Origin of the sequence: uncultured Victivallis sp. (assembly GCF_944391105.1) — a bacterium.
In the GTDB taxonomy this organism is placed as follows: domain Bacteria; phylum Verrucomicrobiota; class Lentisphaeria; order Victivallales; family Victivallaceae; genus Victivallis.
In genome coordinates, this window is sequence record NZ_CALXSK010000056.1 from 1 (window position 1) to 23,511 (window position 23,511).

Consider the following 23,511-nt stretch of genomic DNA (forward strand, 5'->3'; position numbering starts at 1 on the left):
GATAGTCCCAGAGTTAAGATGAACCTTCTGCCTCTTTTTTCATCCCGCCGAATTAAAAACTTTTGAAATTACCTCTTTACATATAAATTCTATTGCATGGAGTCTTTCAATCAAACGATCAGTGAAATTATCAATGCGATGCCTCCGTTCCGGCCAGAGGGGATTGAGGTGGAGATCCGAATTTCGGTTTTCTACGATGCAGTTCATTCCGGAAAGGTGGAAATTCCGGAGCACGAACATCCGTTTTACGAGATGGCCTGGATGATTCAGGGGGAAATGAATTATCTGGTCGACGGCGTGAAAATTTCCAATAACGCGGAAAACCGTCAGGTGTTTTTTCTCCCCGCCGGGAAGCTTCACCGGCGTTACAGTCAAAGCGAAAATTCCTGTATCCGTTCCATGGAACTCTCGCTGACTCCCACCGGGCCGAATGGAGTTATGTTTCTGAAAAACCTTAATGACATTCTGGAAAAGAATCATTATCGATTTACTTTGTCCCAGACTCAATTCAACCTGATTCGCATGATCGAAACGGAATGCCGCCGAAAAAAATGTTTCAGCCGCCTCGTACTGGAATATGAGATTTCCGCGTTGCTGTTCGATATTCTTCAGAATTTTCAGCCTCTGTCCGGGGGCTCGACCGATGAACGATCCGGAACACACAGGGAAATCACTCATTATATTCAAATGCGCATAGAAGATCTGGTGAATCGCACCTTCGAAATGGATGTGCTGACCAGCCAGTTTAATTTTTCCGCCCGACATCTCAACCGGATTTTTCGTGCCGAATACGGAATGTCGATCCGCCGATATGCAGATCTTCGGAGGCTGGCTCATGCTGAACGGTTGCTGGGAGATCCCGCCAATACGGTAGCGGATGTGGCAGCGGCGCTCGGATTCAGCAGCCCCAGCCATTTCATCGTATTTTTCAAAAAATACCGCAATGTCACTCCGGCTCATTATCGCGACCACCTGAGCCTGAAATAATATCAGGTGCGGTTTCTGATCGGGTTTCCCTCCATCATTTTGCAGACAACATTTCGATGCAAATTCCGGATAATGTCTGAATTTTGATATTACATGTCTTGTTTTTAGTATGAATACCGATTGACTTCCCATTATCATTCCGGTATTATAATAAATAAAATTTGTTGTGATGATAATTTTAAAATGGCCGATGCGGTTTTGAATGGTTGTTCCGATGCCGGGCATCTAAGGCGCAGCGGCCGGTGCGCGGGAGGGGAAGACACTTCCCATCAAGTTGTCGCGGATCCCGCAGCCGGGACCGCGGATGGCGTTTCTGAGTTCAGAACGTTGCAGCACAACAGGAACAACAGACCAATACGAAGCAAACGAAGTGCGGAGCCGGAAGCAGAAGAATAGGCTGACCACCTCGAATATCGGGAGTGCGAGCCGTCGTCATACGGATCGGGTCAATCTGCAGATGGCGGACGGACGGGGCATCACACAGAGTTATGGGGAAGTTCAGGAGAATGTGGATGATATCCGGGGAGACGAATGGTGGATCGATTTTCTGAATTCATTGCAAAAAAGACCGGAGAGGCCGATGAAAAAGATGTTGTTGACCCTCGTCACCGCATTGATGTTTGCCGCAGCGGTGAACGATGCGTGTCCGCCGGAAATCGCCGGCTGGCACGCAGCCTGCGGCGTGCAGCTCTGTCGGCACATCGCAATCGAAAACAACCGGATCTCCAACTCCGGACCAGACGTGAAAACATCTATTCTCTACGGCTCCGGCACCGAAGACTGCGGGCCGCAGAAATAACCCAGCGAGGATTTTCATCATGATGCTTCCAATTTACGAACCCGAAGTCGCGTTTTACCCGATCTACTGTCCGCGCAAGGGCCGCGAACCATATCTGTGTTATAACCACGATGTGGACATCGTCCGGTTCAAGGGAAAATTTCTCGCCTCGTGGAATGCGAATGAAACCGGCGCGGAGGGAGTCCCCGGACAGTTCAATTTCCTCTCCGTTTCGGATGATTTCATCCACTGGTCGACGCCGGTGAAACTTTTTACGGCTGCGGCGGGCTGCCGCAATCCGGTGGAGTCCGACAACCAGTGGCAGCCCGCATTCATCAACTACCACGACGAAACACTTTTCTGTGCGTGGTGCGACTACAAGGCGCGCCGTACATTCATCGCCCGCTCAATTGACGGATTGCACTGGGAAAACGTGGAAGTTCCAGCTGCTCCGCCGGAACTTGAGGGCGAGGTGGTGGGATTTCCGACCAATCACGGACTGCTCACCTCGGACGATGTCATGCTGTTTCCGGCGAGTCTGCCGTATGCAGCCGAACAGTATCTGGTTGGGGATACGCGTTACGCAGCCAGCCTTATCAGCCGGGATGGTGGGCAATCGTGGCACTGGAGCCGGCTGGCCGAGGCCGTCACGTGGGAGGAGCTGGGTGAGGATTCGACCAGACTTCCAGGAGCGAAATATCTCGGAATTTGGGAACCGATGCTTTTCGAACAGGGGAACGGAAAGATCGGTATGTTGATCCGCAATTCGAGCTCCCAGGAAAATCGTGAACTCGATCCCTTTATGAAGCCGCACTGGATGATTCTTTACGCGGAGAGTTCCGACCGCGGCGAGAACTGGTCGAAGTGCCGACCGATTGAGGTCGATTCGATCATCTGCCGCAACTATTCCGTCGCCCGGAGCGGCGGGCCGGATACACTGCTGATGGTGATGAACGACTGGGTTGTGAATCTTCCGGCGCGAATCGATCAGGATCGTTTTTTCCTGTCGCTCTACGCCTCGCCGGTCTGCGATCCTGATCTGCTGCTGCCGGGACCGGTCGTTCAACCAGACGGTGGCCGGGCCTTTTATCCGAATGGATTTGTGGAAGACGGCAAACTCTACCTGGCTTATACCTATCCGAATTCAATCATGGGGGCGGTGGTACAGACATTGCCGGACTTCGCAGAACCGTTCCTCCTGCCGCGGGGCGGCCGTACCGGACTGATTATCGACCGGGAACATGGAGTTGCCCGCTTCGGGCACCGCTGGGCGACGCTGGGAGTGGTACTGACCGAACCGCAGACCCGCGCCGACTCCGTGACGATCGCAGCGGAACTCGAACTTTTCTACCGCAGGGAGGATGATTTTCCGTTGCTCACCCTTGGCGGAAAGAGTCGTGATGGCGGAATTGTGCTGACTGAGTGGGATCCGGAACATGCCCGGGATCTGCTGGTATTCCGCGATGCCTCCGGAAAGAAACAGGGACTCGCCGTGCTCGAAATGCGCAAGCCGTTCCGGCTCGCGGTCACACTGGAACGCGATCGTCTGCAAATCCGTCTCGACGGCCGGACCGTGCTGGATCGGCCCGGACGCATCCTGCGCAAAGTGGCCTTCGGCGGACTCTACGAACCGCCCGAATGGCCGATGGGACGTGCGATGGTACAGGAGATCCGCCTGAAACTCGACTCAGTGGAAGTGAGGGAACAATGAATTTTCCAACCGGTCGGAACCGGTTTAATCAGAAAACACGGAGAAAGTAAGATGTTGAAACGTTCCGTAATTAACCGGAGTATTGAGATTGCGCGGATTGTATTTGATGCAACGGGTCTGAAACTTCCGGAGTTCGCCGTCTGGAGTGTGGAGCAGTGGAACCGCTGTGGTCATGAGGCCGATGAGATTCGAGACTGCATGCTCGGATGGGATGTGACCGATTTCGGCTCGGATGATTTTACAAACATCGGGCGAACGCTCTTTACCCTGCGCAACGGTCGGCACAATGACCCGCATTATCCGAAGAGTTACGCCGAGAAATTCATCCTTGATCCGGAAGGGCAACGTGCTCCGGCTCATTTTCACCGCAGCAAGCGGGAAGACATCATCAATCGCGGCAACGGTTTTATCGTTTTGGAACTGACCGCCTCAGATCCGGAAGGAAATCCTGCCGGAGGGGATCTGCAGATTTCTGTGGATGGGGTTTCACGTACGATTCGCTCCGGATCACGGGTTCAGCTCCGCCCAGGAGAAAGTATATGTCTGCCGCCGCGAACGATCCATCAGTTCTGGGGAGAAGGTGGTAACGGACTTGTAATCGACGGAATACGGTATGGGGTTTCCGGCGAAGTATCGAGTGTCTGCGATGATCGTTCCGACAATGTATTCATCAATGGAGGTAACCGTTTCCCCCAACTGGATGAGGATGAACCGCGCAGATATTATCTCTGCCAGGAGTATCCGGCTGCCATACCTGATACTGCGAACAATCGTATATTGCGCTCCGGGCAAAGATGAGCTTGTGCAAAAAAAATTACCTTCACTCAGAGATGATCCATAAAACAGGTTCTGATAACGTCCGGAAAATTGCGCACATTTTGAGAGAGGGCACTTGAAAAAAAAGCCTGTCTTCTGATGGATTACAGTGACCAGACCGTAATCAAAAGAAAGGAAAACAGGCCATGGAAAATGCAGCGCAGGAAAACGAAAAGGCAATCTCCGGAGCGATTAAAATCGATGAAAAAGAGATTCTGACGCATCTTGACGGACTGGTTCGACAGTCCGTCGAGGATACGCTGAATGCGCTCCTGAATGCGGAAGCCAATGCAATCTGTCAGGCTTCGAGGTATCAGCGCAGCCCGGAGGATCGGCAGGATATGCGAGCCGGGAGCTACAAACGCAAACTCCTGACCCAAGCGGGAGAAATGGAAACACCTTCGCGAGGTGGTGGCGATGCTCAAGGCAATTCATGCTCAAGAAGATAAATCGGCTGCCCGGCAGAAAGCCGCTCTCGTGGCTGAAAAATTAGAAGCCATGAAACTGGAACGGATCGCAAGTTTTTTAGAAACCAGCGTGGAGGAGACGTTGTCTTATATGACTTCCCGTATGAACGCTGGAGCCGGTTGCGGACAAATAACGGTCTCAAGCGCATCATGAAAGAGATTCGCCGCCAAACCCGGGTTGTCGGCAGCTTTCCGGATGGGTACTCGGCGATGATGCTGGTCGGAGCCAGACTCAGACATATTTCCACGACAAAATGGGGCACTCTGCAGTACATGAATACTTGCAAACTTTACGAAGGCGGACGGTATAAGGTAAAAAAAAGCGGGAGACTCCGCCTGCACAACCGATCAGAGAGCCCCGGAGGAGCAGCTCAGTTGCACAGGCGGAGCCGAATTACGTTTGCAATCTGCCGTCTTTTGGAAGCAAATGCACCAGAATTTCAGACACAATCCGACTTTCACGCCTCAGACGCTCGCGGCTTGAACCCGCTCAGGCGAAATGCTTCATCACAGAGACGAACCACTTCTACCGCTTCTTCCAGCCGGATCGGAAACGGCTTCCCGTTTCTGACCGACTCGTATATGTATTTCCAGATCTCCGACATCGGAATGAACGGTATCTCAACCCGCTGTTCAATGAAAGTCAGCTTCTCATCGAAGTTGCCGTACTCCATGGGGGGATTTTCCCGATGCGGCTTCAATGGCTTGAATTTACATTCCGGATCGACAAACCGCATTTCGATTGCTCCGACTGTCGGATCGTAAACGAGTGTTCCGCGTTCTCCCCAGATTTCCATTTCGCGTCCCGGTTTCGCATTGGTTCCGGAAATCTCAAGGTCGGCGACGATGCCGTTTTCTCCGCGCAGCAGCAGTTTAATCTGATCATCACCATCCCCAATGCTGATGACTGAACGCACGTCTGCCCACATGTCAGCGACTGGTGAACCGATGAGCTGTAACGCCTGATCAATCACGTGCGGCCCCCAGTTGGTCAGAAGTCCCCCCGCAAATTCCGTCATCGTCATCCAGTCGTTGCGGCGGCAGTAACCACAGGCACGGTGCAGTTTGATCAAAGTGATTTTCCCGAGTACGCCGGTCGATATCAGCTGACGCGCCTTTTGAAACGGCCCTTCAAACCGGCGATTTTGACGAGCAAACAGTTTGCCCGGATGACGACGGGCACACGCTTCCAGTTTCAAGGCCTCTTCATAATTGACGGCGATGGGTTTGTCAATATTCACGTACTTGCCCGCTTCGAGCGCGCGAATTGCATAGGGAACGTGATCCGGATGGCGCAACGCGATCGATACAAGCTCGACAGCCGGATCATCGATCAATTCCTCACACGAGGTATAACGTTTTGCCTGTTCCGGAACTGCAGACAGATTTTCGAGCCGCGACGGATCATGATCCGCAATCGCGACAAGTTCAAATCGATCCGGGTATTCCGCAATCTCGCGGGCGTGCATGCCGAGTCCGGCACGGCCCATCCCGAGAATTCCAACTTTGATTGCCTGGTTCATCCTGTATTCTCCTGAGAATGATTTTAATTCTTTGTGAAAGTTTGCTGCGGCGTTTTGACGGCATGCAGTCCGCTGGTGTCCAGATTTTTCAGCGGATTTTCCGTCATCACCCGTTCCAGCGGCTCCGGCTGCGGAGTGATTCGCGGCGGTAGAGTCGTTCCGGCCGCCCAGCGGATCGCGTTGCCGATCACACGCAGAATGACGGCGTCGTGGTAAATCGGGTAGGTCTCATGGCCGGGGGAGAAGTAGAAGATTTTACCTGCTCCGCGCCGGAACGCAATGCCGCTGCGCATCACATTGCCGCCCTCATACCACGACTGAAACACGATTTTCCCGTCATCCGGCACCCCGAAAGGTTCCCCGTACATTTCCGAATGCGGCAGCGTGAATGTTTCCGGAATTCCTGCCGAGACCGGATGGGCCGGGTCGACCACCCAGAGCCGCTCCTTTTCCCCGATTTCCCGCCAGCGCAACCGACAACTCGTCCCCATCATGCGCCGGAAAATCTTTGAATAGTGACCGGAGTGCAGAACCACCAGTCCCATTCCGGCCAGTATCCGTTGCTGAAGTTTGTCGACCAGCGAATCATCGATCTGATCATGCGCGCAATGCCCCCACCAGACCAGCACTTCCGTCTCGTTCAATATTGGTTCCGGGAGTCCATATTCCGGGTCCTGCAGCGTGGCGGTGCGGATTTCGAGATCGTCCGCGGCCAGTTTCTCCGCGAGAAACGTATGAATCCCCTCCGGATAGATGGTGCGGATATAATCACCCGCTGCACCCGCCTCCCGTTCGTGAACGAATTCGTTCCAGATGACGACCTTTGTCTTCTTCATGAGACGAAGTTTCCTTTCAAAAACCGCATGCTTGCGGCGAACGACTCGAACGGATCCGCGCAGTCTCCGTCATGTTCGACCACATAGTACTCCACTCCGGCCGTTTCGGCCGCGGAGAAAATCCGCTTCCAGTCGAGATTTCCGGAGCCAATCGGCATCATGATCGTTTCTCCTTTCTGGTTTACTCCGAAATCTTTGATGTGCAGAACTTTGATTCTGCCGTTGAGCCTGGAGAGCCAGTCGACCGGATCTCCGCCTCCTTTCTGGACCCAGAATGTGTCGAGTTCGCCGCTCACAAGCGGTGCGTTCCGGTAGATGAGTTCAAGTATCGTGCTCCCCTCGAATCGCAGGAACTCAATCGCATGGTTGTGGTAGGCGAAATCGATTCCGGCCTGGCGGAATTTTTCCGCAGTTTGATTCAACTCTTTTGCAAAGGCGACGGCTTCTCCTTTCCCGGTTGGTATCCACTCCGGGTATGGATACGCGGTATGGTGGCAATCCAGTGCGAGCAGGTGTTCGATGGTCTGTTCGGGTTTTTCGATCAGATCTTTGGCGCGTTCGTGACTGGTCGGCGCGATCATCCCCTCTTCCTGCAGCATCCGGCGCAGTTCCTCATCCGGCATCGGTGCGATCGAGCTGGAGAGTTGAACGGCGCTGAAGCCGATCTGCCGCAACCGCCGCAACGTATCCCGCACTCCGGCGGGAGTTTTGATGTAATCGCGGAAACTGTATAATTGCGCCGCAATCTTCATTTGTTCCATGGATATGTCCCTTTCATCAGGTTGATATTCCGGCCGATTCTTGTTTTTTTTGCCGGATATGTATATATTATACCATAAATACAGATGTTCGAGAATGAACGGCAGGAACTGTTTTTTGCACAAAACGGATAATCGATGAACTTTTTTGACGGACATATTTTCAGTCTTTACGATTCGACGCCGGATCATCAGGGGGAGTCGCGCCATGTTCCGGTCTACTACGGGGTGCAGTACAACCACGCCGGGCGGTTTCACTTTGCGTTGAATCACGGGGCGGTGAAGGAGTACGAGGGGGCATACGCCTTCATCACTCATCCAGGGGCCTTTTTTGAATACGGAAACTTCCCGGGAGAGACGCGGTATCACAGTTTTCTCTGTTCTCACGGCGAACGGATCGGGAGATACGTGGAAAGCGGACTCCTGCCGATCGACCTGGAAAATCCGGTTCGGAAAATCGCCGACCCGGATCGGTTTCTCGATACCATGCTGCGAATCATGCAGCTGTTGCGTCGCTCGGCGCCGCTCACCCCGCCGCGTGCGGTACTGCTTTATGAGGATTTGCTGCTGCAGTTCCATGAATCGGAACTTGCCGAGCCGCGATTGCCCGCCTTTCAGGAAGAGTATTTCCGCCATCTGGTGTCGGAGGTGCGACACCATCCGCAGAAAACGTGGGATTTCACTGCGGAGGCGGCAAAGAGAAGTTTGACTCCACATCACTTTCGACGCCTCTTCAAAACTGTCGCCGGACTTCCTCCCGGGCAGTTTCTGATTCATTGCCGTCTTGAGTTGGCCGCGACGTTGCTGACGGACTCTTCGCTGTCGGTCGCAGCTGTGGCGGAACTCTGCGGCATCGGCAGTGAGTTTTATTTTTCCCGGCTGTTCAAGGAGAGGTTTCAACTTTCGCCATTGAAATATCGCCGGGAGTTTCCGAGTCGTCGGCGAAGCTGAGCTTACGCTTCTGATGATGGATCGGGATGTCCCTCAAAAGCGGCATCGCCCCCCTTCCTGCGGTTCGGACCGGGCCGGTGAACGCGAAAGGTGAAACCGCGGAGGAATCCCGTTCCCCGTTCTGCCTCGATTCCGGAACTTGCAACCGGCAAACAATGGGATATCGCAATGCAGGTTTTTTCCGATCCTTCCGTCAAAAGGGATTTCATGGGGGAACACGCAATGGGATCTCCCCTTTTGACAATTTCCAGGACGGGTATGCCTTTCATTACATTCAGGCAAGGTAAGAGGTTCGTTCGCTTGCATTTCCCGCTCGATTCGTTATATTGACTAATGGGGGAGGCTGAGGGTTAAGCGGAGGTAAGCTGAAATGGCCAGATTTTATCAATATAAGGACGGCGTCGATTTTTCCCTGTTGCGGAAATATCACAGTCTTCTCGAACTGCGGCTGCTGGAACTGGCAAACGCACGTTTTGTCTGGAAAGGGAAAAATTCCTTTTCCTTCAACCGCTGCTTTCTCGTGCTCGAAGGTGGCGGACGCATGACGAACCATTCCGGCGGACAGGAGTTTGAGCTGCGACCGAATTTTGCCTACTTCGTGCCTCCGAAAGCGGAAATATCGTATGATTTTCAGCCGGGGATCAGCCTGTTGAGCCTGCATTTTCAGCTTTACATTCTTCCCGGCGTTGAAGTGTTTGAGGGGCAGACCGGATGTCGCGAGGTCGCCGTCGATCCGGAACAGCTCCGGGAGTTTGCCGGCGTGATCGCCACGCCGCCGGACTGGGAGGTGTTCTGCCGTTTTGAATCGCTGATCTGGCAGCTCTTTGCCCGTTTTCTCGAGCCCGATATCCGCCGTATTGAGCAGTTCTGCGATCTGAGCGGGAAGTATGGAAGGATTCTGCGTTACATCCATAACAACATCAATGCCGAGATGGGGGTTGAGGAGATTGCCGATGAAGCCGGTGTAAAACGCGACACTTTCTCCCGCCACTTCTCCAGCGATTTCGGCATTCCGCTCAAGACATTCATCATGGATGAGCTCATGGCGGTTTCCGAGCGTTATCTGCTGCATACGGAGATGCCGGTTCGGGAAATCGCTTCCCGGCTCAAATTCAGCAGTGAATTTTATTTCTCCACCTTCTTCAAGCGCCAGAAGGGAGTTTCTCCAACCCAGTTCCGTGCGTTGCGCCGGAAAATTTGAGGCGGATCAAGCCGATTTGCTTCCGAACTCCGCCGGAATCAGTTTCACGATTGGAACGGTTATGAGGAAACTCGGGATCGTGCAGACCATGACGTACCAGAAAAAGCCCACGTAGCCGAGATGCTCCGCCACGTAGCCGGAGATGCCGCCGATCAGCATCATGCCGAGAATCGTCACGCCGGTCATGATTGCGAAATGGCTGGTTTTGAATCTGCCGGATTTCTCCGCGAGCGCCACCATGACCAGCAGCACCGCCGTGTATCCGAGCCCGTAACCGAACTGTTCCAGCGCGATGCAGCCGCCGACCGCCCAGAGCGAGGCGGGACGTTCCACTGCAAGGTAGACGTAGACGATGTCCGGCAGGTTGATCGCGCAGACCAGCGGCCAGATGCACTTCGCAAAGCCGCGGGCGGCCACGAGCATTCCTCCGAGGATTCCGCCCGCGATCAGGGCGAGCGGTCCAATCGTTCCGTAGAGTGTGCCGATCGCTTCGAGGCTCAGGCCGAGGCCTCCCTGTTCGGGGCTGCTCTGCAGAAACAATCCGGCGATTTTTCCGAGTTGCGCCTCCGCCAGGCGGAACAGAAACAGGAAAAGCAGAATCCAGACGATCCCCTTCATCTGGAAAAAACTCAGGAACGAGCTCAGAAAATCGGAACATATTCCGACTTCCCTCTTCGCCGTCCGATCCTCCGCCGGGCGCGGCAGCAGAAAAAGATGCCACAGGAACACCGCTCCCATCGCCGCCGCCGCGCAGAAGAGCGACAGCGCCCAGCCGAGCCGCAGATTGCCGTTCCAGTGTTCCACTACGCCTGCCAGAGTGACGAGTCCTCCCTGCACCGACACCGAGGCGATCCGGTAGAAGGTTCCGCGAATCCCGGCGAAGAACGCCTGTTCATGTTTGTCGAGTGCGATGAGGTAGAAGCCGTCCACGGCGACATCGTGGGTCGCAGAGGCGAACGCCAGCAGAAAAAAAGTTCCGATGAGAATCAGCGAAAGACTCTCCTTCACGATCAGTCCCGCCATGGCCGTGAACAGGAGAGTCATGACGAGCTGGGTCGCGAGAATCCACTGCCGTTTCGTGCGGAACATATCCACAAACGGAGCCCAGAGCGGTTTGATCGACCACGGCAGCATCATGAGGCTGGTCCAGAGTGCGACGTAACGATCCTCCATCCCGAGCGACTTGAAGAGAATGGCCGAAACGGTCGACACGGCCATGAAGGGACCGCCCTCGGCGAAGTAGGCGGTCGGAATCCAGAGCCATGCCCGTTTTTTCCCTTCTGGCTTCATGCCGGGGTCACTCCTCCGGGGGGAATTCGATCAGCATGGCGGTTTCGTCGCAGCAGGCGTTTTTCGGACACTTCGCGCAGTCGCTCCAGATTTTCTCCGGGAAGAGGCTGCGGTCGACGACCCGGAAGCCGAGCGCCTTGAAAAACTCGACCTGATAAGTCAGCGCGAAGAGCCGGAACTTCTTCCGGCGAATCCGCAGCCCCGCGATCAGAGCTTCGATCATGGCCCGGCCGATCCCCTTGCCCTGAAAACCGGGCTCGACCACCATCGAACGCACTTCCAGCAAATCGTTGCCGAAGTCACGTGCGGCGGCGCAGCCGCGAACCACGCCGCCCACCTCGGCGACCAGAAAGTTGCCGAGATAGAAGCGGATGTCCTCCTCGCTGCGCGCAAGGACGATCGCCTTTTCCGAATAGATCGTCAGGAGTTCATGAATTTTTTTGACATCCGATTCGACTGCTTCACGAACCGTCAGGAGATTTTTCACTCGTCGGCCTCTTTTGCTGCTTCGGCCGGGGCTTCCGGCGCGAGCGGGAGTTCCGTGAACTTGCCCATGGTGCGGAATTTCTCATAGCGTTGTTCGCGCAACTTGCAGCCGGAGAGCTTGCGCAGTTCGGAGAGCTGTTTCGCGATCGCCTCGCCGACGAGTTTGGCGGCCTGTTCATGGTCGCGCTGAGCGCCACCGAACGGTTCCGGAATGATGCCGTCGGCGATGCCGAGTTCAAACAGTTTCTCCGCCGTGAGCTGCAGCGCTTCCGCCGCCTGCGGCGCAAATTTGCGGTCCTTCCAGAGGATCGCGGCACACCCTTCCGGGGTGATGACCGAATAGTAGGCGTTCTCCATGATGAGGATCCGGTTGCCCACGCCGATGCCGATCGCACCGCCGGAGCCGCCTTCGCCGATGATGACCGAGACAATCGGAACCCGCAGCGTGAACATGTCCCGCAGGTTCACCGCAATCGCCTCGGCGATATGACGCTCCTCACTGGAGATTCCGGGGAAGGCTCCGGGGGTGTCGATGAGCGTGATGATCGGCACTTCCGCCTTGTCCGCGAGCTGCATGAGCCGCATCGCCTTGCGATACCCTTCCGGGCTCGGCCAGCCAAAATTGCGGTAGACGTTGGATTTCATGTCGCGTCCCTTCTGGGTTCCGATCACCATGACCGGTTTGCCCTGAAATTTCGCGAAGCCGCCGACGATCGCCTTGTCGTCGCGGAACCGGCGATCACCCGAGAGTTCGATGAAGTTCGGAAAAATGTAGTTGATGTAATCGAGCGTGTAGGGACGTTCCGGGTGACGCGCAAGCTGAACCCGCTGCCACGGAGTGAGCGAGCTGTAAATCTCCTTCATCGTCTCGTTCATGCGGTTGGTCAATGAACCGATCTCCGCGGAGAGGTCGAGCTTGCTGCTTTCGGAAAGCTCCTGAAGCTCCTGAAGTTTCTTGCGCAGTTCGATGATCGGTTTTTCGAATTCCAGATGGATTTCCGGCATAATGGTGAACTCCCTTGGGTGGTAAGTATTTATTCGACAATTTCAACCGGCGTCCTGGCCGGAACGATGATGTACAGTTTGGAAACGTCCGCGTCGCGCATGCGGATGCAGCCGTTGCTGAGCGAGCGGGTGATGTCCGATTCGTCCTGCGTGCCGTGGATCCCGTATCCGAGCAGCGGGCGGTCCGGACTGCCGGTCGGAGCGAGTTTCAGGAAATAGTTGCCGAGCGGATTCTCCGGATCGCCGTATTTCACGACGCCGCCGCCGGGCATGTACCAGTCCGGATTGCGCAGTTTGCTTGAGATGACGAACTTTGCCGTCGGAGTTTTGCCGAGCCGCCCGAGTCCGACGTCGAAAACCGCGTAGAGCGCATCGCGGTTGTAGAGCTCCAGAACGCGCGGACCCTTATGTACCACGATCTTCCACGGACCGGGATGGATCAGCAGTTTTTTGCCGATCCGGAGCACATTGTCTTTTTCCGGAACGCGGTTGTAGTGTTTGATCGCATCGATCGTCGTATGGTATTTCGCGGCGAGGGCGCTGTAGCTCTCCCCGGGTTTCACCGGATGAATCAGGGTGGATTTCCCCATTTCCGCCCGGGTTTCGAACGCCGTGAGGTTCGCCGCCGTGAGCAGTGCGGCCGCCTGCCGCCACTCGGAGGAGTAGGGAATGACCGAGGCGTTTTCCAGGATAGCGCGGGCGTTTTCCGCCGCAGCGGTGTAATTTTTTTCTTCAAGGTCCGCTTCTGCGCGGGTGAACGCCTCGTCGAGCGACGGCTTCACGTCGGCCGGGATTTCGGTTTTCGGCACGTCGGGGCGGTCGATGATCGGGTCTCCAATCCACGGTTTGCCCTTTTCCGGGAGCAGCGTTGCCTCTTCCGGCTGCGGGGTCTGATCGGACTCGGCAGGGTCTTCGCCGTCGGGGAGCTCTTCATCCGTCGTTTCCGGATCGGGCGATTGTTCCTCCGGCTGCTGCGGCAGTTCGCTCTCCGTTCCGGGAGGGAGGTCGACCGGACTCCGACTCTCTTTCGTCTGGACGCTTTCGTTATCGACGGAGGGGGGCGTGCTCTCCTCCTCCTGCGGAACGGCAGGACGGTTCTCCATGGATTCCCCGTCGGACTTCGGGATCAGAAAATAGATGATCCCGCACGTCAGGGCCGCGACGATGAGGAAAATCGCCACGAGACGCAGGCGCATTCCGGTTCTGTCCGGTCTCCCGTCTCCCTGATCGAACTCGTAATCGATCTTTGCCATATCCGTTTTTTGTCCTTCCGTTTTCATGAACGTTACAGCGAAACAGGAATAATATAGTGCAACATCCCTGTTTTTCAATGAGATAATTTGATTTTTGCCGGAAAGAGCGGTATATTTACCGATTGACTGAACCGGAGCCGGGGGAAAATGCGGAAAATCCCGGGCGTTGCCGGGGTCAGACCGGAGAAATCATTACAGCGTAAGGAAATAAAACAATGGATACACCAAAGACGCCCTCTCTTTTGAAAGGCAGTGAAATCACGATAAAATGCCTGGAGCTCCTCGGGGTTGACGTCGTCTTTGCGTATCCGGGCGGCCAGGCGATCGAACTGCACCAGGCGCTTTCGAAGTCGAAGATGCGCGTGGTTCTGCCCCGCCATGAGCAGGGGGGTGCGTTTGCCGCAGGAGGTTACGCCCGGATCTCGGGCAAGGTCGGTGTCTGCATGGCCACGAGCGGCCCCGGAGCGACGAATCTTGTCTCGGGCATTGCGGATGCCTATATGGATTCGATTCCGACCGTCTTCATCACCGGTCAGGTTTCGAGCGCAATGATCGGGAAGAATGTGTTTCAGGAGACCGACATCATCGGAGTGACCCGCCCGATCGTGAAGCACAGCTTCCTCGTGCTTGACGCGAAGGATATTCCGCAGATCATGAAGGAGGCGTTTTACATCGCTTCGTCCGGTCGTCCGGGGCCGGTGGTGGTCGATATTCCGAAGAATGTTCAGCAGCAGCGGGTTGAATTCAACTTCGACGTGCCGGTCGCGTTGAACTACTATCATCCCGATCCGGTGTTCGATCCGGCCGATGCGGAGAAGATCCGTGAACTGATCGCCGGTTCGAAGCGGCCCTGTGTATACGCCGGTGGTGGAATCATTTCGGCGGGGGCTTCCGCTGAGCTTCTGACGTTCGCCGAGAGTTACAACATCCCGGTCGTGACCACGCTGATGGGGATCGGGGCGTTTCCGGAAAAGCACCCGCTTTCGCTGCGCTGGCTCGGCATGCACGGGTCGGTGTTCGGCAACTACGCCGCGAACGAGTGCGATCTGCTGCTCGCGTTCGGCGCGCGGTTCGACGACCGTGTGACCGGAAATCCGCAGAAGTTCGCGACCCGCGCGAAGATCGTTCACGTCGACATCGACGACTCCGAGATCAACAAGAACAAACCTGCCGATCTCGGAATTGTTGCCAACATCAAGGATGTGCTTGCCGCGCTGAACGAGCATCCGCTCCGGCAGGAGTATGCCGACTGGTTTGCCCGCATTGCCGAGTGGAAAGCGAAGTATCCGTACAACTCCTACCGCGTGAAGCCCGATCATGTGCAGCCGCAGTTCGTCATGCAGGAGCTTTCGCGTCTGACCGATGGGAAAGCCGTCATCGTTCCCGGCGTCGGCCAGCACCAGATGTGGGCGGCGCAGTATTACGACTACAGTTTTCCGCGTCAGCTGCTGACCTCCGGCGGTCTCGGCGCGATGGGGTTCGGACTTCCGGCGGCGATGGGGGCAAAGATCGCCTGTCCGGAGAAGACCGTCATCAACATCGACGGCGACGGCAGTTTTCAGATGAACATTCAGGAACTCGGCACGCTTTTCGTCGAGGAGATCGACGTCAAGATGATCATCCTGAACAACCAGCACCTCGGCATGGTCGCTCAGTGGGAGGATCGTTTCTACGATCACAACCGCGGCAACACGGTGCTCGGCCGCTGCAAGGGCTCGAACGGCTGCGGAGCCGGGAAGGACTGCGACCACTGCGACGGTACGCGCTGCACGGGCGGGCCTTACCCGGATTTCGTCATGATCGCTTCCGGGTACGGAATTCCGGGAAGGCGGGTGTTCAAGCGCGAGGAGCTTGCGCCGGCCATCGAGGAGATGCTCGCATACGACGGACCGTTCCTGCTCGACGTTTACACCGGCTATGATGAACACGTTCTGCCGATGATCCCGCCGGGCGGAGACTACACGACCATCATCATGGAATAACCTGCGGGAGAGGTGTGCCATGAAACTTCTGGTCAGGCCATCCCGGGTCTGCGGCGAAATCGCCGTGATCGGGTCGAAGTCTCACACGATCCGCGGAATCGCCGCCGCACTTGCCGCGGAGGGGGCCAGTACGCTGGTCGCTCCGCTGGAGTCGGCGGACACGCGCTCCACTCTCGAAGCCGCGAAACTGCTCGGGGCAAACGTGATGGAGGGGGACGGCTTCTGGGAGATCACGGGAACGGGCGGGAGATTTGCGGATCCCGGTCGCACACTCGATCTCGGCAACTCCGGAACCGGAATGCGGATGCTGACCGGTCTTTGCGCCAGCCAGAATTTTCCGATCCGTTTCGATGGCGACGAGAGTCTGCGGACGCGTTTGATGGCGGGGCTCTTCGAGGCGCTTGTCCCGCTCGGCTGCCGGATTGAATCCACGAACGGAAAATGTCCGTTTACGATTCAGGGGCCGTTGAGGGGGGGCGCGACGAAGGTGGACGGCACGACTTCGCAGTTTCTCACGTCGCTGCTCTTCATGTTGCCGACGCTTGCGGAGGATTCGACGGTCGATCTGGATTTCCTTCATGAGAAGCCCTATATCAGCATAACGCTTGCCTGGCTGGACGCGTTCGGAATTCGCTATGAGAAGAGCGATGACATGCTGCATTGGCGCATTCCGGGCGGGCAGAAGATTCCGGCGTTCCGGCGGGTGATCCCGGCGGATTTCTCAACCGCGGCGTTTCCACTCTGTGCGGCGGCGCTCTGCGGGGACGGGGTCGTGATCCGGAATCTCGATTTCTCCGATGCGCAGGGGGACAAGAAAGTTTTCTCCTATCTCGAACAGATGGGCGCGAAGATCGAACACGGGACGGAGCTCGCTGTTCTGCCGACCGGCGGAAAGCTGCGCGGCTGTACGATCGACATGAACGAAACCCCGGATGCGCTCCCGGCCATGGCGGTTGTGGCGGCGCTGGCGGAGGGGGAGACCCGGCTTCTGAATGTGCCGCAGGCGCGCGTCAAGGAGACCGACCGGATTGCGGTCATGGCCTCCGAACTCGCGAAGATGGGGGCGGAGGTCGAGGAGCTGCCGGATGGAATGATCATTCGCGGCGGCGCGCTGCACGGGGCGGAGGTTTCGAGTTTCGGCGACCACCGCATCGCGATGGCGCTCGCAGTCGCCGGGCTCGCGGCCGAAGGGGAGACGGTGATTGACCGGGCGGAATCCGCATCCGTCACTTATCCGGATTTTATCCGTGATTTCCAGAATATCGGAGCGGATTTTACTGTTTTATAACGGGTTGCAAAAATGAAAAAGTGGCGGATCATCCTGTTTGCGGCGATGACTCCGCTTTTTTTTGTCGGCGCGGCCGAGGCGAAGCCGCCGACCCGGAACGAGCTGCTGATCAAACTCTATTCTTTCATGCACGGGAAGGAGGCGGTGCCGGTCGAGTCGGCGCGGATCGTTCTGACCGGGCCGGACAGACTTGAGTTTCTGCGAAAGGGAAAGAAAGGTGCGCTCCTCCGTGACGGGAAGCCCGTTGTTGTTTTTGACGGGACGAGATGCTGGCGGAACGGGAAAGTCGGCGGCAACGATGCGACGTGGATTTTTCAGTTGCTTTTTGCCATTCGCCCCGCGCCGGAACTGTTCGGCGACCTGAAACTTTTCCCCCGCCCCGGTGCGGAAAATGTCTACACGCTGCTCGGACGGCGCGATCGCTATCTGACCACGGCGCTCATCGCATTGGAGGGGACAACGGGGCGGCTTGAGTCGGTAACGGTCTTGCGCGATGGTGTGACGCGCCGTTTTCTGCCCTCGGCGTTTCGGTGCGAGGGGGATCGGAACATCCCGGGACGGTTGCGCATCGACGATGTGGAGTACGAAACGCGCCGTGTGGAGTGGAATGTCCCGCTCGACGACGCGTTTTTCCGCTTTCCCGGTGAGTGACGCCGCGCTTTTTCAGAGCTGCTTCACGAACGCCGTGAACCGGTCGCCGCGTTCCTTGTAGTCGCGGAACAGATCCATGCTTGCGCAGGCGGGAGCGAGCAGAACGGTATCTCCGGGCCGCGCATGTTCGCATGCGGTTTGAATCGCACGTTCGAATTCCATTCCGCAGTCGGCGGTCGGGATCGAGTCCGGCAGTGCGGCGGCGATTTTTGCGCGGCATTCCCCGTAGAGCACCGCGAACCGGATCCGGTCGGCGAACGGTGCGAGCGGAGAGAAGTCCATCTCTTTGTCGAGCCCGCCGAGCAGCAGTACGACCGTCCCCGGAATCGACCGCAGTGCCGCGACGGTCGAGGTGGGATTTGTCGCCTTGGAGTCGTTCACGTAACGGATTCCATCCTTTTCCCGGACGAGTTCCTGGCGGTGACGGCCGGGGTGGAAGGTGTGAATCGCGAGCCGGAATTCCGGGGAAAGAACTGTGTCAAGCGGGAGCACCCGCAGACAGAGCTCCACTGCGGCCGCGAGGTTCTCGCGGTTGTGCGGAGCAGAGAGTGCGGTGTTGCCGAGATCGATCAGCACTTCCTCTTCATCGATCATCAACGCGTCGCCGTAAAGTGTGACCCGGCGCGGAACCGGGGAGTCCATCGAGAGGCCGTAAACGCGGTTTTCCGGCGCGACCCGGTCGAAAATCCGTTTTTTCACAGCGACATACTCCTCAAATCCGCCCGCATAGCGGTCGACGTGATCCGATTCCAGATTCAGCAATGCCGCGGCAAACGGTGCAAACGTGTCGCTCCGCTCGAGCTGAAAAGAGCTGACCTCGACCACCGGCAGCGCGTCGGGGGAAAGTTTCCCCTCGCGCAGATCGGCGGCGAGCTCCGAGAGCGGCAGTCCGATGTTCCCCGCCGTGCGTGCTTCGACGCCCGCGGCGGAGAGCAGTGCGGCCGTGAGTTCGGTGGTCGTGGTTTTTCCGTTGGTTCCGGTGATCGCGAGAACCCTGCCCGGCCAGTGGCGGAATCCGAATTCAAGTTCGCTGATGAATTCGCACTGCCCCTTTTCCGCGCGGCGCATCGCTGCCTGCCAGAGCGGTGAGACGAGCGGCTTCATGCCGGGGCTGGTCACGATGAGATCGGCTTTCGCAACGGCGGCGTCGGCATCCAGGTCCGGTGAGTCGGAGAGAATCGCGGTCGAAAACCCGAGTGAGGCGGCCAGCCGTTCCGCCGCCTTTCCCGAGAGTCCTCCGCCGAGAATCAAACAGTGCTGCATGGTGTTTCCTTCGGCGTTTCAATGGCATTTTTTTAGGGATAACGTTCTTAATATAACTTGATATTTCGACTGCCGCAAGTTATATTCTTTCATTCATCATGAGAGCGAAAGATAAAATTCTCGAAGAGGCTGCTGCGGGGCGTCTCGGCTTTGTGGAAGCCGTGGCGGAACTGGCCGCCGCGTCAGGAGCGGTCGCGGAGCTGAAAGAGGCGAAAATCGACCATGCACGGCACTCCCGCTGCGGGTTCCCGGAGTTCGTCTACGGCGCGGGGAAGAGCCTTGAGCAGCTGCTTGAGATCATTCCGGAGATCCACGCCCGTACCGGATCTGTTCTGGCGACGCGGATTCCGGCGGAGCTGGGCGCGCGGCTCGTGAAGTCGTTTCCCGCAGGGGAGTATGATCCGGCGGCCCGGACTTTCCGCATTCGCGATCGGAAGCGGGAGCTGACCGGGAAGGTGCTGGTTGTCACGGCCGGGAGCAGCGACCTCGGCGTCGCGAAAGAGGCGCTTCACACGCTCGAAGCGTGCGGCATCGGCGCGGAACTGGTGGTGGATGTCGGCGTGGCCGGGATCGAACGGCTTTTTGCTTCTCTCGCACGGTTGCGGGCCGCCGACGTGTGCATCGTGGTCGCGGGAATGGAGGGGGCTCTCCCGAGCGTGGTTGGCGGACTTGTCCGCTGCCCGGTGATCGCGGTTCCGACCAGTGTCGGTTACGGGGCCGCTTTCGGAGGCGTTGCCGCTCTGCTCGGAATGTTGAACAGCTGTGCGTCAGGCGTGACCGTGGTCAACATCGACAACGGATTTGGAGCGGCCTGCGCGGCGGCGAGAATGATCGGGACAGACAAAAAAAGTTAACATACGGTTGCAGAAAATGGAAAGTTATCCGAAATATCGCTATCCGGAGCCGGTGAAGATCGAAAACCGGCAGTGGCCGGATCGTCTCATCACCAAAGCGCCAGTCTGGGCGTCCGTCGATCTGCGTGACGGCAATCAGGCACTGCCGGAACCGATGACCCCGGAGCGGAAGCTCGAATATTTCAATATGCTCGTCGGGATCGGATTCAAGGAGATTGAAGTGGCGTTTCCCTCCGCCTCGGCGGACGATTTCCACTTTGTCCGGATGCTGATCGAGGAGAATCTGATTCCGGATGACGTGACGATCTCCGTGCTGACCCAGGCGCGCAAGCACCTGATCGACAAGACCGCGGAATCGCTGCGCGGCGTGAAGCGCGCGATTATCCACTGTTACGTCCCGACGAGTGATCTGCATGGCCGGTTTGTGTTCAATCACACCCGGGAGCAGGTTCTCGAAATGGCGGTCGAAGGGACGAGACTTGTGCGCGAAGCGATCACCCGCGAGGGACTTACGGAGGTGTGTGGCTACGAATTTTCGCCTGAGGAGTTCACCGACAGCGATCTCGATTTCGTGGTGGAACTCTGCTGTGCGGTCAAGCGGGAGTGGGGGCCGTCAACCCCGCGCGATTTCATTTTGAATCTGCCCGCGACGGTCGAACGGCGGCCGCCGAATCAGTACGCGGATATGATCGAACTCTTCTGCCGCAAATATCCGTATCTGGCGGAAACCGCGATCAGCATTCACGCCCACAACGACCAGGGATGCGCGGTGGCTGCGAGTGAACTGGCGATTCTTGCGGGGGCGACCCGCGTCGAGGGAACGATCTTCGGGCACGGGGAGCGAACCGGCAATCTCGATCTCTCGGTGCTCGCGCTGAATCTTGAATCGCGCGGGATTTCGACCGGGCTCTCGTTCGCGAATATGCCGGAGATCGTCCGGATTGTCGAGCGCAACTCCGGAATCGAAGTGCATCCGCGCCATCCCTATGCGGGAGATCTGGTGTTCACGGCCTTCTCCGGTTCGCATCAGGACGCGATCCGGAAAGGACTTGAGCGTCGGCAGGAGATTTCCGAATTCTTCCGGCAGGGGTGGAAGATTCCATATCTGCACATCGACCCGGCCGACCTCGGCCGTCAGTACGAGAAACTCATTCGGATCAACAGCCAGTCCGGCAAGGGCGGCGTTGTTTATGTGCTTGAAAAAGAGTTCGGCATCTATCCGCCGAAGAGCATGCACCCCGAAATCGGCGCCGTCGTCCAGAAGTACATCGACGAGACCGGCGGCGAGATCGACTCGAAAAAACTGCGTGAAATCTTCAACGCCGCCTTCGTGAACATCGACGGCAGATACCGCATGGAGAATTATCAGCGCGCCTCGGTCGGCGACCGCTCCGGCGCAACCTTCACCTGGTTCATCGATGGGAAGCAGTATGAATTGACCGGGCAGGGGAATGGACCGTTGTCGGCGGTGGTTCACTCGCTCAAGAGTTCGGGGTTGATGCCGTTTTTCAAGCTCGAAGATTTCTCCGAGAGCACGCTCGGGAAAGATGCGGATGCGCACGCCATCGCGTTTGTCGGATTGCGTTGCGGCGCCAACGGCGAACATCTGATCTACGGATCGGGCGAGCATTCGAATATCGACCGCGCCGCAATCGCCGCGCTGGTCAGTGCGATGAACCGCGCCGCCGCCATGGGGGCCTTCCAAAAAGAGGAGGGAGCGCCCGACCATGAATGAAGTGAACCGGGCCCGCTGGAAACTCCTCGGCGGAATTTTCATTGTCATCATTCTCATTCACGTGATTGCGGTCAGCTGTATCGTGGCCGGGCATCGTCCGCCCGCGGATTCCTCGACAGCGGCTTCTTCGGAGGAGCCGCCCCGGGAGGTGGCCTCGAAGGAGCCGGAAAAGGCTCCGGAGGAAGAGAAGAAGTCCGGCGGCTTCTGGTCCTGGCTCTTCGGGGGAGGTGACGATGAGGAGGCCTCGTCTGAACCTTCGCAGGGGGAGCGGCGGTCGGCTGCCTTGCAGAAGCGCGACTGGCGGTATAAGAAGCCTTCGAATGATCCGGAGTTCGGGACCCCGTTCCATTTTGAACATGCGAAACGCGGCGACTTTTCTGCCCGGGAAATTCCCGGCAGCAGCGGTGCAAAAACCGGAATCATGATTGATTTGTCGACCCGCAATGTACTCTGGGAGAAAAATTCGACGAAACAGGTTCCGATCGCCTCGATGGTGAAGATGATGACGCTCTACACTGCGTTCGAGGAGCTTGAGGAGAATCCGAAACTTTCGCTCGATTCCTCCGTGAAGATTTCGCCGGAGGTGCTGAAGGTGCCGCGGACCGGGATCATCTGGCTCGACCCGCGCGAGACCTTTCCGCTGTCGGATCTGATGAAGGCTGCCGCCATCAAGAGTGCGAACGATGCCGCCGTCCAGATCGCGATGTTTCTGGGGAACGGCAGCCAGGAGGCATTTGTCGCGAAGATGAACGCGAAAGCGCTGGAACTCGGCATGACCAGCAGCAATTTCGTGAGTGCCTGCGGACTGCCGGACCGGAAGAAGGGCAATTCGGTCAGCACCGCGCAGGATTTGATGATTCTTGCGGAACATCTGCTGCAGTATCCGCAATATCTCGAATGGAGTTCGACCCGGCTCGACTATATTCGCGAAGGAGAGAAGCGCACGATGTTGAATACCACCAACCGTCTGGTCAATTCGCGTTACCCGGGGGTGGACGGACTCAAGACCGGATATACCGACGATGCCGGTTACTGTCTGACCTTCAGCGTGCTGCGCAACGGGCGCCGGATCATCGGCTGCGTGACCGGGTTTGACTCCGCATCGAAGGAACGCGACCCCTTCTGCCAGAAGTTGATCGAATGGGGCTACAAGCGGGCCGCTGAGCTGGAACAGAAGAAATAACGTCGGATTGACGCGGGGCGGGAAGAGCGGTTTCCCGCCCCCTTTTTTTTAGATGTCATGAGAGATCATGTTTGATCTTTTTTGAATGCAAGTTGCTCATTATTATAGACTCATTGCTTCTTGTACGCCTCTTTTACCAGTTAAAAGTATGAATTGGAGTCAGAAGAGAATCCGAAAGGTATAACTCTAGACTATTATCGAATATGGCTTCGACATAGAGTACGTAATGACTGGAAAAAAAACCATCTGAAATAGGGGCAGAGTATATAGGCCCCCGTAGTAATTTTTCCTCTTCTCCCCTTAGATATTGTTTTATCATTTTACGTGCAGGAATAAATAATGTGAAAACTTTATCGTTGACTTCAATAATGGCTTTTTCATCAGGAGGAATCACATATCCTGCAGTATTATAATCAGAGATGGTATGATAAATAGCTGACGTTCGCGGTTTCTGCTTGCGGCGTGTAATTTATGGCGATTAACTTACACGTAT

At 56.7% G+C, this 23,511-nt stretch carries 21 protein-coding genes and 1 pseudogene; 14 read left to right on the forward strand and 8 right to left on the reverse strand.

The features are described from left to right. Nucleotides 1–795 precede the first annotated feature (795 nt). The 6 genes and pseudogenes from Q0K10_RS15655 to Q0K10_RS13980 all read left to right on the forward strand — a co-directional run. Nucleotides 796–987, forward strand: coding sequence for a helix-turn-helix domain-containing protein (locus tag Q0K10_RS15655; protein WP_366943020.1), 192 nt, complete (start codon nucleotides 796–798; stop codon nucleotides 985–987). A gap of 580 nt (nucleotides 988–1,567) precedes the next feature. After that, a complete protein-coding gene (locus Q0K10_RS13960; RefSeq protein WP_294508154.1) occupies nucleotides 1,568–1,786 on the forward strand; it encodes a hypothetical protein in 219 nt (72 codons plus the stop codon). A gap of 19 nt (nucleotides 1,787–1,805) precedes the next feature. Next, nucleotides 1,806–3,476 carry a sialidase family protein gene (locus Q0K10_RS13965; protein WP_294508156.1) on the forward strand — a complete coding sequence of 557 codons (1,671 nt, stop codon included), beginning with the start codon at nucleotides 1,806–1,808 and terminating at the stop codon, nucleotides 3,474–3,476. Between the two features lie 51 nt (nucleotides 3,477–3,527). Continuing rightward, nucleotides 3,528–4,274: a D-lyxose/D-mannose family sugar isomerase gene (locus Q0K10_RS13970; protein WP_294508158.1), complete on the forward strand. Its 747-nt coding sequence runs from the start codon at nucleotides 3,528–3,530 to the stop codon at nucleotides 4,272–4,274. Between the two features lie 164 nt (nucleotides 4,275–4,438). Next, entirely contained in the window at nucleotides 4,439–4,741 is a 303-nt protein-coding gene (locus Q0K10_RS13975) for a transposase (RefSeq protein ID WP_294508160.1), read from the forward strand. Further along, nucleotides 4,692–5,038 (forward strand): annotated as a pseudogene (locus tag Q0K10_RS13980) (transposase); the annotation flags it as partial. The gene Q0K10_RS13975 and the pseudogene Q0K10_RS13980, both read left to right, overlap by 50 nt. A 179-nt stretch (nucleotides 5,039–5,217) precedes the next feature. On the opposite strand, the gene Q0K10_RS13985 reads toward Q0K10_RS13980, so the two are convergent. Genes Q0K10_RS13985 through Q0K10_RS13995 form a run of 3 tightly spaced genes read right to left on the reverse strand, consistent with a single transcriptional unit; the run spans nucleotide 5,218 to nucleotide 7,879 of the window. After that, a complete protein-coding gene (locus tag Q0K10_RS13985) occupies nucleotides 5,218–6,282 on the reverse strand; it encodes a Gfo/Idh/MocA family oxidoreductase (RefSeq protein ID WP_294508162.1) in 1,065 nt (354 codons plus the stop codon). 23 nt (nucleotides 6,283–6,305) lie between these two features. Then, nucleotides 6,306–7,118, reverse strand: coding sequence for a ThuA domain-containing protein (locus tag Q0K10_RS13990; RefSeq protein ID WP_294508164.1), 813 nt, complete (start codon nucleotides 7,116–7,118; stop codon nucleotides 6,306–6,308). Next, the gene (locus tag Q0K10_RS13995) at nucleotides 7,115–7,879 is read right to left on the reverse strand and encodes a TIM barrel protein (protein WP_294508167.1); all 765 of its coding nucleotides are present in this window, start codon (nucleotides 7,877–7,879) and stop codon (nucleotides 7,115–7,117) included. The genes Q0K10_RS13990 and Q0K10_RS13995 overlap by 4 nt, the downstream gene beginning before the upstream one ends. Before the next feature lie 135 nt (nucleotides 7,880–8,014). Here Q0K10_RS13995 and Q0K10_RS14000 point away from each other — a divergent pair, with 135 nt between their 5' ends. Further along, nucleotides 8,015–8,827, forward strand: a complete 813-nt coding sequence (locus tag Q0K10_RS14000) for a helix-turn-helix transcriptional regulator (protein WP_294508169.1) — start codon at nucleotides 8,015–8,017, stop codon at nucleotides 8,825–8,827. Nucleotides 8,828–9,197: 370 nt separating this feature from the next. Further along, complete coding sequence (locus Q0K10_RS14005) at nucleotides 9,198–10,028, forward strand: AraC family transcriptional regulator (RefSeq protein ID WP_294508171.1); 831 nt, start codon at nucleotides 9,198–9,200, stop codon at nucleotides 10,026–10,028. A 6-nt stretch (nucleotides 10,029–10,034) separates the two neighbouring features. Here Q0K10_RS14005 and Q0K10_RS14010 read toward each other — a convergent pair whose 3' ends face one another. Genes Q0K10_RS14010 through Q0K10_RS14025 form a run of 4 tightly spaced genes read right to left on the reverse strand, consistent with a single transcriptional unit; the run spans nucleotide 10,035 to nucleotide 14,062 of the window. Then, nucleotides 10,035–11,318: a hypothetical protein gene (locus Q0K10_RS14010; protein WP_294508173.1), complete on the reverse strand. Its 1,284-nt coding sequence runs from the start codon at nucleotides 11,316–11,318 to the stop codon at nucleotides 10,035–10,037. A 7-nt stretch (nucleotides 11,319–11,325) separates the two neighbouring features. Further along, nucleotides 11,326–11,805: a GNAT family N-acetyltransferase gene (locus Q0K10_RS14015; RefSeq protein ID WP_294508175.1), complete on the reverse strand. Its 480-nt coding sequence runs from the start codon at nucleotides 11,803–11,805 to the stop codon at nucleotides 11,326–11,328. Further along, nucleotides 11,802–12,809, reverse strand: coding sequence for an acetyl-CoA carboxylase carboxyltransferase subunit alpha (locus Q0K10_RS14020; protein WP_294508179.1), 1,008 nt, complete (start codon nucleotides 12,807–12,809; stop codon nucleotides 11,802–11,804). Before Q0K10_RS14020 ends, Q0K10_RS14015 begins: the two co-directional genes overlap by 4 nt. A gap of 29 nt (nucleotides 12,810–12,838) precedes the next feature. After that, the gene (locus tag Q0K10_RS14025; protein WP_294508181.1) at nucleotides 12,839–14,062 is read right to left on the reverse strand and encodes a L,D-transpeptidase family protein; all 1,224 of its coding nucleotides are present in this window, start codon (nucleotides 14,060–14,062) and stop codon (nucleotides 12,839–12,841) included. A 215-nt stretch (nucleotides 14,063–14,277) separates the two neighbouring features. On the opposite strand from Q0K10_RS14025, the gene ilvB reads away from it, so the two are divergent. From ilvB to Q0K10_RS14040, 3 genes are read left to right on the forward strand one after another with little or no spacing between them, the layout of a single operon-like run. Continuing rightward, the gene (gene ilvB, locus Q0K10_RS14030; RefSeq protein WP_294508183.1) at nucleotides 14,278–16,044 is read left to right on the forward strand and encodes a biosynthetic-type acetolactate synthase large subunit; all 1,767 of its coding nucleotides are present in this window, start codon (nucleotides 14,278–14,280) and stop codon (nucleotides 16,042–16,044) included. A 19-nt stretch (nucleotides 16,045–16,063) separates the two neighbouring features. Further along, complete coding sequence (gene aroA, locus Q0K10_RS14035; RefSeq protein WP_294508185.1) at nucleotides 16,064–17,332, forward strand: 3-phosphoshikimate 1-carboxyvinyltransferase; 1,269 nt, start codon at nucleotides 16,064–16,066, stop codon at nucleotides 17,330–17,332. Between the two features lie 12 nt (nucleotides 17,333–17,344). Next, the gene (locus Q0K10_RS14040) at nucleotides 17,345–17,983 is read left to right on the forward strand and encodes a hypothetical protein (RefSeq protein WP_294508188.1); all 639 of its coding nucleotides are present in this window, start codon (nucleotides 17,345–17,347) and stop codon (nucleotides 17,981–17,983) included. A 12-nt stretch (nucleotides 17,984–17,995) separates the two neighbouring features. Here Q0K10_RS14040 and murD read toward each other — a convergent pair whose 3' ends face one another. Next, on the reverse strand, nucleotides 17,996–19,246 hold the full coding sequence (gene murD, locus Q0K10_RS14045) for a UDP-N-acetylmuramoyl-L-alanine--D-glutamate ligase (RefSeq protein WP_294508190.1): 1,251 nt from the start codon (nucleotides 19,244–19,246) through the stop codon (nucleotides 17,996–17,998). A 98-nt stretch (nucleotides 19,247–19,344) separates the two neighbouring features. Here murD and larB point away from each other — a divergent pair, with 98 nt between their 5' ends. From larB to Q0K10_RS14060, 3 genes are read left to right on the forward strand one after another with little or no spacing between them, the layout of a single operon-like run. Continuing rightward, a complete protein-coding gene (gene larB / locus Q0K10_RS14050) occupies nucleotides 19,345–20,100 on the forward strand; it encodes a nickel pincer cofactor biosynthesis protein LarB (protein WP_294508192.1) in 756 nt (251 codons plus the stop codon). Between the two features lie 16 nt (nucleotides 20,101–20,116). Continuing rightward, nucleotides 20,117–21,835 (forward strand): 2-isopropylmalate synthase, encoded by a 1,719-nt coding sequence (locus Q0K10_RS14055; protein ID WP_294508194.1) that lies wholly within the window; start codon nucleotides 20,117–20,119, stop codon nucleotides 21,833–21,835. Continuing rightward, nucleotides 21,828–23,018 carry a D-alanyl-D-alanine carboxypeptidase family protein gene (locus Q0K10_RS14060; protein WP_294508196.1) on the forward strand — a complete coding sequence of 397 codons (1,191 nt, stop codon included), beginning with the start codon at nucleotides 21,828–21,830 and terminating at the stop codon, nucleotides 23,016–23,018. The genes Q0K10_RS14055 and Q0K10_RS14060 overlap by 8 nt, the downstream gene beginning before the upstream one ends. The last annotated feature ends 493 nt before the right edge of the window (nucleotides 23,019–23,511 follow it).